This is a genomic window from Mesorhizobium sp. WSM1497, from assembly GCF_001672455.2.
In the GTDB taxonomy this organism is placed as follows: Bacteria; Pseudomonadota; Alphaproteobacteria; order Rhizobiales; family Rhizobiaceae; genus Mesorhizobium; species Mesorhizobium ciceri.
Genome location: NZ_CP021070.1, coordinates 2,739,810 through 2,751,704, shown reverse-complemented (window position 1 = coordinate 2,751,704; position 11,895 = coordinate 2,739,810). Strand labels below are relative to the sequence as shown.

At 61.3% G+C, this 11,895-nt stretch carries 11 protein-coding genes; 2 read left to right on the top strand and 9 right to left on the bottom strand.

What is annotated here, in order from left to right; all coding sequences use genetic code 11:
* Window positions 1-11 precede the first annotated feature (11 nt).
* Entirely contained in the window at window positions 12-968 is a 957-nt protein-coding gene (locus tag A9K65_RS13335) for a sugar ABC transporter permease (RefSeq protein ID WP_084016024.1), read from the bottom strand.
* Between the two features lie 62 nt (window positions 969-1,030).
* Entirely contained in the window at window positions 1,031-2,491 is a 1,461-nt protein-coding gene (locus A9K65_RS13330; protein WP_224655862.1) for a sugar ABC transporter substrate-binding protein, read from the bottom strand.
* 510 nt (window positions 2,492-3,001) lie between these two features.
* Between A9K65_RS13330 and A9K65_RS13325 the strand changes: the two genes are divergently transcribed.
* A complete protein-coding gene (locus tag A9K65_RS13325) occupies window positions 3,002-3,256 on the top strand; it encodes an AlpA family phage regulatory protein (protein ID WP_084016063.1) in 255 nt (84 codons plus the stop codon).
* On the opposite strand, the gene A9K65_RS13320 is transcribed toward A9K65_RS13325, so the two are convergent.
* The 5 genes from A9K65_RS13320 to A9K65_RS13300 form a co-directional block, all read right to left on the bottom strand.
* Window positions 3,237-4,490, bottom strand: a complete 1,254-nt coding sequence (locus A9K65_RS13320) for a tyrosine-type recombinase/integrase (RefSeq protein ID WP_064994668.1) — start codon at window positions 4,488-4,490, stop codon at window positions 3,237-3,239. The genes A9K65_RS13325 and A9K65_RS13320 overlap by 20 nt on opposite strands.
* A gap of 316 nt (window positions 4,491-4,806) precedes the next feature.
* Entirely contained in the window at window positions 4,807-6,369 is a 1,563-nt protein-coding gene (gene guaA, locus A9K65_RS13315; RefSeq protein ID WP_024502342.1) for a glutamine-hydrolyzing GMP synthase, read from the bottom strand.
* 48 nt (window positions 6,370-6,417) lie between these two features.
* Window positions 6,418-7,086 (bottom strand): 5'-methylthioadenosine/S-adenosylhomocysteine nucleosidase, encoded by a 669-nt coding sequence (locus A9K65_RS13310; protein WP_064994667.1) that lies wholly within the window; start codon window positions 7,084-7,086, stop codon window positions 6,418-6,420.
* Between the two features lie 141 nt (window positions 7,087-7,227).
* Entirely contained in the window at window positions 7,228-7,686 is a 459-nt protein-coding gene (locus A9K65_RS13305; RefSeq protein WP_013530371.1) for a PaaI family thioesterase, read from the bottom strand.
* 140 nt (window positions 7,687-7,826) lie between these two features.
* Window positions 7,827-9,116, bottom strand: coding sequence for an RsmB/NOP family class I SAM-dependent RNA methyltransferase (locus A9K65_RS13300; RefSeq protein ID WP_063170136.1), 1,290 nt, complete (start codon window positions 9,114-9,116; stop codon window positions 7,827-7,829).
* Window positions 9,117-9,297: 181 nt separating this feature from the next.
* Here A9K65_RS13300 and A9K65_RS13295 point away from each other — a divergent pair, with 181 nt between their 5' ends.
* Window positions 9,298-9,975, top strand: coding sequence for an MIP family channel protein (locus tag A9K65_RS13295; RefSeq protein WP_013530368.1), 678 nt, complete (start codon window positions 9,298-9,300; stop codon window positions 9,973-9,975).
* 86 nt (window positions 9,976-10,061) lie between these two features.
* Here the strand turns inward: A9K65_RS13295 and A9K65_RS13290 are convergent, their stop codons facing one another.
* Window positions 10,062-10,868 (bottom strand): amino acid ABC transporter ATP-binding protein, encoded by an 807-nt coding sequence (locus tag A9K65_RS13290; RefSeq protein WP_013530367.1) that lies wholly within the window; start codon window positions 10,866-10,868, stop codon window positions 10,062-10,064.
* The gene (locus A9K65_RS13285) at window positions 10,865-11,806 is read right to left on the bottom strand and encodes an amino acid ABC transporter permease (RefSeq protein ID WP_064994666.1); all 942 of its coding nucleotides are present in this window, start codon (window positions 11,804-11,806) and stop codon (window positions 10,865-10,867) included. The genes A9K65_RS13290 and A9K65_RS13285 overlap by 4 nt, the downstream gene beginning before the upstream one ends.
* Between the last annotated feature and the right edge of the window lie 89 nt (window positions 11,807-11,895).

The window sequence follows — 11,895 nt, the reverse complement described above, 5'->3', positions numbered from 1 at the left end:
GGGTCTGGCTCCTATTGCACGCGGCGGCGAACCGCCCGCCAGAGTTTCACGGTAAAGAACGCGCCGATCAACACGATGAGCCAGTTGACGACCATCAAGGCCGCGCCGCGGCCGAATGTAAGGTTCTGAAAAGCCGTGATGTAGGCTTGCACGGAAAGCGCCGAGGTCGAGTTTCCCGGACCGCCCTGCGTGGTTCCGAAGATGATGTCAAACTGGTTCAGGGACTCGATAAGCCGAAAGATCGCGGCGATCAGGATGTGGGGCGCGACCAGCGGCAGCTCGATGTTGACAAATGTGGCCCATGCCTTCCCGCCGTTGATGCGGGCGGCCTCGCGAATATCGTCCGTGATGCCCTGGAGCCCTGCGAAGATGATGAGCGCGAAGAATGGGGTGTAGGTCCAGACATCAATCATTATCACCGAAAGCAGTGCGGTCCTGGTATCCGAAATCCAGGCGAAAGGCGCCAGCCCGATCAGGGACAAAAGATAGTTCATGATGCCGCTCTGCGGGTTCATCATCGTCGTCCACATCAACGCGACACTCATGGGTGGAAGGACGAGGGGAAGTAGGATGACCGGACGCAAAGCCCTGGCCATGAACACGCCGGAGGCGAACAGTTTCGCGACTGCTAGGCCCAGCAGAGCCTCCATCACGACCGACGAGAGCGCGTAAGTTACGGTGACGCGAACACTGTTCCAGAAATCAGCCGTCCTGCCGAGCGCTATAAAGTTGGCGAAGCCGACGAACTTAGCGATCGGCCTGCCCAGGCGAAGGTCAGTCAGAGATTGGTAGACACCATAGAAGAACAGAAGAAGGAAGCCGAACAGGATAAGGACGGCAGGAAGAATGATTGCAAGGCTGAACCAGTCGATGGAACGCCCCTCCAGCGAATCCGAACCGGACGAAGCGCACGCGCCAGGTCCTTCGGCTGCCACCGGCACGATGGGTTTAAGTGCTTGGGATGACACGGCGTGGTCTCCGTCGTTGGCGGGAACAGGGCAGTGCAATAATACTGCCCTGTTCCTTTTGATCAGAGACCAGCGCGGATTTCTTCGGCAAGCGCCCTCAACGTTGTCTCGACGTCATCGCCGTTTACCATCTTCTGCATCGCCACAGCCCATGCGTTCATAGCTTCGCCGAAGCCGACACGCGGTGTGAAAGCCAGCGCGGCGTGGTCCTGTGTCTTTTTGAAGCTGTCAACGAAATTGTTGAACTCGGGCTGCGAAGCGTACTTAGTCCAGGTCTCGTCCTGCCAGGTCGACGTGCGCGGCGGATTGACGAGCTGGCCGGCAACGGCACCCTTGAGGGCCACCTGCTTGGAGGTGGCCCACTGCATGAACAGCCAGGCCGCGCCCTTCTTTTCGGAAGCCGCGTTCATGGCGAGAGCCCAGATCCAGATGTTGGAATCGAAGCTCGTGGCGTTCGGTGCGCGAAGCGGCGGAGCGAAGGCGATCTTGCCGGATGCCGGCTTTCCCGCAACATCGTTCCAGAAGCCGAACATGTTTGAGTCGATCGCCATCGCGGTGCGGCCAGACGAGATGCCGTCCACGACCTGGTACCAGTTATCATTGGCGAAGGAAGGAGCCGCGCACTTTTTGATCATGTCCACGTAATCCTTGTGGAACGCGATCGATTCCGGCGAATCCAGTCCCGTGTCGAGCTTGCCGTCCTTGACGACGAAATCGTGGACACCGTAAGAGCGGGCGATCGAGACTGCGGCGGTGTGGATACTGCTCCAGAAACGCACGCCTCGGACGCCCAACGGCGTGATGGAAGGATCGGCGGCTTTGAGTTCTTCGCACGCGTTTGCCATTTCCGGCGGAGTCGTCGGAACCGCGATGTTGTATTTGTCCAAGATATCCTTGCGGTAGAACAGCTGGATGTTCTCAAATGCGTGCGGGATTGCCCAGATTTGGCCACCATCCCCCGTTGCGACTTGGCCATCTTCCAGCTTCCAGGTAAGCGCCGAGCGTAGGCTCGGGAAGAAGTCGTTGAAGTCATATCCAGCATCGGTAAGCTTCGGATCGCCGAGGTATTTGTCCAGCGGCTCCAGAGCGCCACTCGGAGCGAGGTCCCACGCGGGCTGAATGCCAGTGCCGAACACATCCCATGCTGGCGACTTCGTCGTCAGTTGGATCGTCATCTTGCTCCAGTAGGAGTCGTCCGGGTACAGTTCCGGCGTGACCTTGATGCCGGTCAGCTTCTCAAACTCGGGAAGTTGCGCGGCCAGAGCATCGGCATACGGGTGGATGTCGTAGGCCCAAGTTATGCTGGTCCCTTCGAATTGGCGCCAGTTCATGGTTTCGGCAGCGGCCGAATTGGAGAGCGATGCCGAGACGGCAAAAAACGCTGAAGTCAAAAGCAAGCTGTTTGCGTAGCGACGGGCACCTGTAAAGAGTACGGCGAATGAGCGACCCATGTAATCCTCCCTGGGGCATTTTGCCAATTTCTGGGTCCACTCCTCCATCCCGAGTTCGCCCAAAGCCACCATAAGCGATTTCCAAATACCTCGCTCTGAATGCACCAGGCGAACTGGGTAAAAACGGGTAACCGGAATCTAAAGGTGTTGCAGTATCCCCATCAGGAATACTGCCTCCGTGGTGCTGGTCTTTGCCCGCGCCCTTCCGTGCGATCGGGACGCTGCCCGGTGACGACAACTACCAGCAGGCCGTAGGGAGGTACCCCATTGCCGCCGTTCATTCTTGCGGATCGGCGCGTAATAAACTGTCATTGAGGCTCGCGAAGTGGGTGTGCTCCTGAGCAAGACCTAGGCTTTTCGACCATCGCAAAGCTCGCCGGTTGGTCAAACGAGACGATGCGATCGTAGTTGAGAGCTATACTCAGATTGAAGCAGATGCGCGATCATTGGCCCGAAGGAGCCCTTGGTATGCAAATGGTCAAACGGGAGAAGCAAACTCAACACGAAAGCTGCCAAGGCATAGAGGCCGCGCCAGCGGATCGCTCCCTTCCGGTTCTACCTCACATTGCGGCGCGACAGGTCGTGCGAACTGTTCGCCGATCACAGTTGCGAGAAATCGTCCCGCTATCGGACACGACCATTTATGAAATGGAACAACGAGGCGAGTTCCCACGACGGTTCAATCTGACCCCCCGCTGCGTCGTTTGGGACCTGGGAGAAGTCGAAGCCTGGATTCAGGAACGGCGGAACGCGTCCTCTGCCGGTTCAATCGAACTGGCCCCAGGACCAGACGTGCGGTCACGGAAGAGAAGGCCCGTCAAATCGGATCGAGGATGACGGCTGCCCCGGAAATCGGCTGCAGTGTGGGTGCGTGTTTATTGCCAGCCGCCCACGCTTCAATCATGTCGGCCCATTCCTGCAGCATGTGGCGCCGCTGCGGTTCGTATTCAGCCTTGTTATAGACGCCCCGGGAGGAGCGACTGTCTTCGTGGGCAAGGCATTTTTCGATCCAATCGCGATTGAATCCGATCTCGTTTAGGAGCGTGGACCCGGTCCGCCGTAGATCGTGCACGGTAAAGGGAGCTAGCGGCAGATTTTGTTGTTTTGCGCGTTCCACAATCGCCATCGTAATCCGATTGAAGGTCGCGCGCGACATGGGTTCGTCGGCGTCGTAGCGAGATGGAAGCACGTATCGAGAGTTCGCGGCGCAAGTCTTAAGCGCAATCATGATGTCGAGGGATTGGCGGGACAGGTAGACGTTATGTGGCTTCTTCCGTTTCATTCGCTCTTTGGGAATGCTCCATAGCGCGTTCTCGAAGTCAACCTCATCCCACGTCGCGTCCAGAAGCTCACTTTTCCGAACCATCGTGAGCAGGATCAGCTTTACGCCCAGCCGAATGGTCGACAACGTCGGCACATTTTCCAACTCTTTCAGCATGAGTCGAATTTCTGCGGGTGACAACGCCCGGTCTTTCGCCTCGAAGGTGGCTATGGAAGCTGGCCCTACCTCGTCCGCCGGATTGGCGATCTTCTCGCCGTGCAGAATGGCATAACCATAGACCTGCTTAACGATATCCCGGACATGAATGGCCGTTGCCGGTGCGCCACGGTCCCTCACCTTTGCGCACAGCGCCCGCAAATCGTCCGATGTTATTTCTGCGAGGACCCTTTTGTCCCAAATCGGCAAGATGTCGCGATCAAAGACGGCTTTGCGCATCGAGCGCGTGCTGTCCGCCATCTTCGCCTCTTTAAACCATCTTCTGCCAGCATCGCCGAACGTGGCCGTCCCAGACAGGCGCCGCTTGTCACGCTGCTTTTCCTGGGCTGGCGATTTTCCGGCTGCAACCATTTTTCGTGCGGCAAGACAGCGGTCACGCGCCTCTGCAAGCGAGATGCCTCCCTCCCCATAGCGGCCAAGCGTCACTGTCTCTCGCCGACCATTTACTCGGTAGTCGTATCGGAATGATATCTGCCCTGTGGGAGCCACGGTCGCGTACATACCGTCACGATCAGTGACTTTGTATATTTTATCTTTTGGTTTCAGCTTCTTAAGTGCGATATCTGTGAGCATAGGAGGAGACGGACGGGCGCATCTAGGATTGTGAAACGCCTAATTTTACCGTCATTCGTTTTACCGTCAAGGCTCTGCGAGAGCCCATTGGATTCAATGCCTTACCTCGAAAGATGCCAACATGCTTGAGTCCGGCGCACTGACGGCATCAGTCTGCAGCGAAGATGACGCGAAAAGGAATGCCGTCAGATATACCGTCAAATGATTCCGCTTAGGGGCGATAGTCAGCGATAGACCTAGAGAGAAAAGAAGATAAGATTCAGAGGTTTAATGAAGTTTCTTCGATAGTCGCCGAATGCTGGCGAACGACCGACCTTTATTCCCACTCGATTGTTCCAGGCGGCTTCGACGTCACGTCGTAGACGACGCGGTTGATGCCGCGGACTTCGTTGATGATGCGGGTGGCAGCAGCCCCCAGGAAGGCCATGTCGTAGTGGTAGAAATCCGCCGTCATGCCGTCGACCGAGGTGACGGCGCGCAGCGCGCAGACGAACTCGTAGGTGCGGCCGTCGCCCATCACGCCGACCGTCTGCACCGGCAGCAGCACGGCGAATGCCTGCCAGATGGCATCGTAGAGGCCGGCCTTGCGGATCTCGTCGAGATAGATGGCGTCGGCTTCGCGCAGGATCTCCAGCTTTTCGCGGGTGATGCCGCCGGGGCAGCGGATGGCAAGACCCGGACCTGGGAACGGGTGCCGGCCGATGAAGCTTTCGGGCAGGCCAAGCTCCTTGCCCAGCGCCCTGACCTCGTCCTTGAACAGTTCGCGCAGCGGCTCGACCAGTTGCATGTTCATGCGCGCCGGCAGGCCGCCGACATTGTGGTGCGACTTGATCGTCACCGAGGGGCCGCCGGTGAAGGAGACACTTTCGATCACGTCGGGGTAGAGCGTGCCTTGCGCCAGGAATTCGGCGCCGCCGAGTTTCTTGGCCTCTTCCTCGAACACCTCGATGAACAGCCGGCCTATGGTCTTGCGTTTTTTCTCCGGGTCCGACTCGCCCTCGAGGGCGTCGATGAAACGGTCCGACGCGTTGACCAGAATGAGCGGCAGATTGTAGTGCTCGCGGAACATCGCCACCACGCCCGCGGCCTCGTCCTTGCGCATCAGGCCGTGGTCGACAAGGATGCAGGTCAGTTGGTCGCCGACCGCTTCGTGGATCAACAGCGCGGCAACGGAGGAATCGACGCCGCCCGACAGCGCGCAGATGACCTTGCCCTTGCCGACCTGCTTGCGGATCGCCTCGACCGCGTGCTCGCGGTAGGCGCGCATGGTCCAGTCGCCCTCGATGCCGGCGATGTTGTGGACGAAGTTCCTGAGCAGCCGGGCACCGTCGGGCGTATGCACCACCTCGGGGTGGAACATGATGCCGTACATCTTGCGCTCGATGTTGCCGAAGATGGCGAAGGGCGAGCCCTCCGATTTGCCGAACACCTCGAAGCCGTTGGGCAAGGAGATGACGCGGTCGCCATGGCTCATCCACACCTGGTGGCGCTGGCCGGGCGCCCACAGGCCCTCAAACAGCGGGCTGTCCTTCTGGATCTCGACGAAGGCGCGGCCGAATTCGCGATGGTCGGAGCTTTCGGCGACGCCGCCCATCTGCACGCACATGGCCATCTGGCCGTAACAGATGCCGAGCACCGGCACGCCGGCGTCGAAGACGATCTGCGGCGCGCGCGGACTGCCTATATCGCCGGTCGAAGCCGGGCCGCCGGACAGGATCACGGCTTTCGGATTGATGCGCTTGAATGCCGCTTCGGCCGACTGGAACGGCACGATCTCGGAAAACACGCCGGCCTCGCGGATGCGGCGGGCGATGAGCTGGGTGAACTGGCTGCCGAAATCGACAATCAGGACGGTATCGGGATGATTGGCTGTTTTCATGGCGAGCGTTTAGAGAAAGAAATGAGTCGACGCAATGGGTTGCGAGTTTCAGAGCGGTCTGGCGTCTTCATGCGGCGAATCTTTCAGAAGCGTGCCCAAACCGATGGCCTGTTCGAGCCGCATGACGGCCTCCGCCAGCTTCTCATCGATGACTTCAAGATATTCGGTCCAGTCGCCGACATGCCTGAGATCCGCCGCCCCGTCGGAAATGCCGCGCAGCCCGATCAGCGGAATGTCGAACAACTGGCAGGCGCGCAGGCAGGCGAAGGTCTCCATGTCGACCATGTCGGCGTTAACAGCATCATAGGCCGCACCGGTGATGATCGCGCCGCCGGTCGATAGCGTCGCCTGCTTGATATCAGGTATCTTGAAGGGCAATGGCACGATCACCGGCAGTTCGAGGAAGGGTGTGGCACCCTTCTCGAAGCCGAGCGGCGAAGCGTCGATGTCACGGTAGCTGACCGAAACCGCCTGGTAGATTCCCGTCTGCTCCAGCGTCCGGCTGCCGGCTGAGCCGAGCGACACGACGAGGTCGGGCAGGGTTTTTTGCGACTTCAGCCAGGAGAGTTCAGCGCCTAGCCTGACGCCGGCCTCGACCGGACCGACACCTGTCATCAATGGCGTGAACAGCTGCTTGAGATGCGGACCGTATTCGGCCTGCGCCGCCATGACGAAGAGGACGTCCTTGCCCGACAGGCGGCGAATTTTATCGGTCATGATGATTTGCTCCTCTCCGCCCGATCACCTGCTTATCTGCGCCGCCGCTCGCCGGGACCCGCTGCCTGCGGCAGCTCCCGGCGTCCGTGGCCTTTCATCGTGCCACTGGCACGATGAATTCGCCTGCGGCGAACCGGCCACTCACCCTTCTATGCCATCACGCCCGACCACCGTCATCATCGTTCCGGTCATGGTGGCGATCAGCTTGGCCTCGCCGTCGGCGGCAAAGGCGTAGGCCTGGCCGTCGGCGACGATGATGGTGCGGCCTGGCTTGGTCACCGAGCCGCGGAACAGGAAGCGCTCGCCCCTGCCCGGCGCCAGCAGGTTGACCTTGAACTCGATGGTCAGCACGCCGGAATTTTCCGGCATCAGCGAAAAGGCGGCATAGCCGCAGGCCGAGTCCAGCGCCGTCGAAATGACGCCGGCATGGAGGAAGCCGTGCTGCTGGGTGAGTGCCGCCGAATAGGGCATCTCGATCTCGATGATGCCGGGCGTCACCAGCGTCAGTTCGGCGCCGATCGTGGCCATCGCCTTCTGGCGCGCGAAGGAGGTCCTGACGCGATCCTCATAGTCCGGGGCGGGTACGATCTTTGCTGCCATGGCCGCTGCCTTCCTTTATGCGGATAAGCTTATTGCAGAGGCATGAACGGCAGGCAAATGCTTTTGCTGCACTGCACAATCGACCTGGCCTGCCGGCTGGCGCCACGCATCCGTCAGGAATTGGCGACATCCGATCGGATTCAGGCCGACCTGCGCAACGCACAGAAGTAAAACCCGTCGGTGCCGCTCAGCGCCGGCGACAGCGAGATGTCGCCTTTGGCGCCGATGCGCGCGGCTGCCGGATGGCCGGGAAAACGGCTGTCCCAGAGCTGGCGGTGGTCGACGGGAACAAAGCCGCTGTTACGGTCCCGAAAGGCTGCGATCTGCTCGCCATTCTCCTCATCAAACACCGAGCAGGTGATGTAGACCAGCAGGCCGCCCGGTTTGACATAGGCTTTGGCCGCATCGAGGATCGCCGACTGTTCGCCCTTGCGGGTATCGAGCTGCCTCTGCGTCAGCCGCCACTTGGCGTCGGGGCGGCGCCGCCACGTGCCGCTGCCGGTGCAGGGCGCGTCGACCAGCACGATGTCCATGTGGTTGCCGAGCGGCGCGAGTTCCGTGGGCTTGGTGACCACCTGCACATTGCGGTTTTCCGAACGACGGATGCGGTCGAAGATCGGCGCCAGCCGTGCTTTCTCCGCATCATGGGCAAAGATCTGGCCACGATTTTCCATCGAAGCCGACAGTGCCAGCGTCTTGCCACCGGCGCCGGCGCAGAAATCCAGCACCTGCATGCCGGCTTCGGCCCCGGCAAGGGCGGCCGCGATCTGCGAGCCTTCGTCCTGGACCTCGAACCAGCCCTTCTGGAAGGCCGGTTCGGCCTGCACATTCGGGTGCCGGCCATCGCCGTCGATCGGTGGAATGCGGATGCCGTGCGGGGCGATTGCCGCGGGTTTGGCGCCGGTTCCCGTCAGTTCGGCCAGCACCTTGTCGCGGTTGGCCTGCAAGGTGTTGACCCTGAGGTCGAGCGGCGGGCGCGTTGCCAGCGCGGCGCCCTCGTCGGCCCAGCTCGGGCCGAAGGCTCGCTCGAAAAGCGGCGCGCACCAGTCGGGAACATCCGCCCGCACCGCGTCCGGCGCATCGGCGAGCCGACCGTCGGCGATGGCCTGAAGCTCGGCGGCGGTCAGCAGCGGCGGTGCGAACTTGTCACCATCCAGCGCCTCGTTGAGCGACTGGGCCGTCTGCCCCCATTCGAGCAGCAGGGCGCCGAAGCCAATGGCGCGCGGCGTGTCCTGCCCCAGCAGCCAGCCCGCGGAACGCTTGTGGCGCAAGGCGTCATAGACGATGTTGCCGATGGCCGCACGGTCGCCGCCGCCGGCGAAGCGATGCGACAGGCCCCAATCCTTCAGCGCGTCCGCCACCGGCCGGTGGCGCCGGCCGATGTCTTCCAGCACTTCGATGGCCGCAGCCAGCCTTCCGCCCAGTCGCATTGTCTTGTTCCGTCACGCAGAAAATTATTCCGGCCCTGCTCTAGAGCGCGCAACCGGCGCGCACAAGCAGGTCGGCCGGCACAACCGCTCTGCTTTCCAACTTTTCTGGTTGCGAATACTCTTCCGATTGTGATTCGCGGCGCGAAAAGGTGAACCGGCGGATCGACACGAGGAGAGGGCAATGAAGACTTATCTGGCGGAAGTTCTAGGCACATTTCTATTGGTGTTCATCGGTACGGCTTCTGTGGTGACGGGCGGCTTCGGCGGCGCGCTGCCGCTTGGCCAGGAAGGCATCGGTCTGGCGTTCGGCATCGGCCTCATCGCCGCGGCCTATGCGATCGGCCCCATTTCGGGCGCGCATCTCAACCCGGCGGTGACGCTCGGCGTCTTCCTTGCCGGCCGCCTGCCGGCCAAGGACGTCATCCCCTACTGGATCGCGCAGGTCATCGGCGGCGTCCTTGCTTCACTGGCGTTGTGGATCATCGTCTCCGGCCAGGTTGGCGGACACACCACCGGCTTCGGCGCCAATGGCTGGGATGTGACGAAATGGGGTGTCAGTTCGGCCTTCCTGTGGGAAGTGATCGGCACCTTCACCTTCGTCACCGTGATCCTTGGCGTCACGGCCGAAAAGCACTCGACGGCGTTCGCCGGACTGGTCATCGGCCTGACGCTGGCAGGGCTGCACTTCGCCATCATCCCGGTGACCGGCACGTCGCTCAACCCGGCCCGCTCGATCGGTCCGGCGCTGTTTTCGGGAACTGCGGCGATCGGCCAGCTCTGGCTGTTCATCGTGGCACCGTTGATCGGCGGCGCCATTGCCGGCGTCGTCGCCAAGGCGCGCATCTTCGAGAAGGACTGAGCTCTTTGGAAGGCTGAATATGCGAAGGCGCGGGCCATGGCCCGCGCTTTTTTTGTGGATCTTCTCTTGGGTGGATTCTCTTGCCGTCAAAGCACCCGCGACAGGAACTCGCGGGTTCGGGGCGATACCGGATTGGCAATCATCTCGCGCGGAGCGCCGCGTTCGATGATCACACCGCCATCCATGAAAACCAGCTGATCGCCGATCTCGCGGGCGAAGCCTACCTCGTGGGTGACCACGACCATCGTCATGCCGCTTTCGGCCAGATCGCGCATGACCTGCAGCACCTCGCCAACGAGTTCGGGGTCGAGCGCCGATGTCGGCTCATCGAAGAGCAGGACTTTCGGCTTCATCGCCATCGCGCGCGCGATGGCGACACGCTGCTGCTGGCCGCCGGACAGTTCCCTCGGATACCGGTCGACCTTGTCCAGGAGACCGACGCGCCGAAGCAGAATCTCCGCTTCGGCCTTTGCCTCGTCCGGGGGGATGCGCCGAACCTGCGTCGGCGCCTCAATCAAATTCTCCATCACGGTCATGTGGGAGAACAGGTTGAACGACTGAAACAGCATGCCGGTCTCGGCGCGCCGCCGGCAAAGCAGGTCGTCCTTGACCTCGTAGAGCTTGTCGTCCCTAAGGTCGTAGCCGACGAACTGACTGTCGACGAGCAGGATGCCGGCGCTGAGCTTCTCGAGATGGTTGATGCAGCGCAGGAATGTGCTCTTGCCGGAACCCGAAGGGCCGATGATGCAGGCGACCGATCCGACGGGTACGTCGAGATCGACACCCTTGAGAACCTCGAGCGGCCCATAGGATTTGCGCACGCCGCGCGCGAAAACCATGGAGTCGGCTGGGACGCCGAAGCGGGCGCGATTTTCGTCCTTCACGTCACTCATCGGGAAATGCCACGCAGGCTGATGATTTTGCGCAGGAAGCGCATCGTCACGGCATCGCGGCGCGTATCGCTGCGACCGAAATGTCGCTCGAGGAAATGCTGTCCCACCGACATGATGCTGACTACCGCGAGATACCAGAAGGCGACCACGATCAGAAGCGGGATCGTCTCGAAGGTGCGCGCATAGATGCTCTGCGCCGAATAGAACAGGTCGTCGACGGCGATGAATGTCACCAGCGACGTCATCTTCAGGAGGTTAATGGCCTCATTGCCGGTTGGCGGCAGTACGAAGCGCATCGCCTGCGGCAGCGTGATGCGCTTCAGGATCATGCGGTACGGCATGCCAAGCGCGCTCGCCGCCTCAGCCTGGCCCGACGGCACCGACTTGATGCCGGCCCGGATGATCTCGGCCATGTAGCCCGCCTCGCACAGGGAAAGGGCGACGACGGCAGAGAAGAACGGAGTCATGAAATCATTGGTGCGCACGGAAAACAGCGTGCCGACAAAGGGGATGGTCAACGAGACTTCGCGCACCAGCAGCGACAGGTTGAACCAGAAGATCAGCTGTATCAGGGCCGGTACGCCACGGAAAAACCAGACGTACAGACCCGCGAAGGCACGCAGCACCGGGCTTGGCGACACGCGCATGATGGCGATGACCGTGCCGACAACGATCGCCAATATCATGATCACCGCGGTGAGCATCAAGGTGTTGCCAAGGCCGCGCATGACAGAGGGATGCAGGAGGTAACTCACCACCGTAGGCCAGGCAAAGGCAGGGTTGCTGGCGAAGGCCCGGATGATCAGGAATGCCACCAGCAGGGCCAGCGCCGTGCCGACCCAGATGCCGTAGCGGCGCTGCGGCATGACGGTCAGGCGCGAAACCGCCTCGGCGACGCCCGGCTCGATGCGTATCTCGTTTGGGTGGGCCGCGCCCATCGCTGCTTCTCCTGGTCTTGATCCGGAAGCGGCGCCCGGCACGAGACCGGACGCCGACAACCGCTATCGCATCAGCCCCAAATGATTTC

Bases quoted from the DNA above. Each gene is read 5' to 3' on its own strand.
- A9K65_RS13330 (WP_224655862.1), bottom strand. From the start codon at position 2,491: ATGGTGGCTTTGGGCGAACTCGGGATGGAGGAGTGGACCCAGAAATTG.
- A9K65_RS13320 (WP_064994668.1), bottom strand. From the start codon at position 4,490: ATGCTCACAGATATCGCACTTAAGAAGCTGAAACCAAAAGATAAAATA.
- guaA (WP_024502342.1), bottom strand. From the start codon at position 6,369: ATGAAAACAGCCAATCATCCCGATACCGTCCTGATTGTCGATTTCGGC.
- A9K65_RS13310 (WP_064994667.1), bottom strand. From the start codon at position 7,086: ATGACCGATAAAATTCGCCGCCTGTCGGGCAAGGACGTCCTCTTCGTC.
- A9K65_RS13305 (WP_013530371.1), bottom strand. From the start codon at position 7,686: ATGGCAGCAAAGATCGTACCCGCCCCGGACTATGAGGATCGCGTCAGG.
- A9K65_RS13300 (WP_063170136.1), bottom strand. From the start codon at position 9,116: ATGCGACTGGGCGGAAGGCTGGCTGCGGCCATCGAAGTGCTGGAAGAC.
- A9K65_RS13295 (WP_013530368.1), top strand. From the start codon at position 9,298: ATGAAGACTTATCTGGCGGAAGTTCTAGGCACATTTCTATTGGTGTTC.
- A9K65_RS13290 (WP_013530367.1), bottom strand. From the start codon at position 10,868: ATGAGTGACGTGAAGGACGAAAATCGCGCCCGCTTCGGCGTCCCAGCC.
- A9K65_RS13285 (WP_064994666.1), bottom strand. From the start codon at position 11,806: ATGGGCGCGGCCCACCCAAACGAGATACGCATCGAGCCGGGCGTCGCC.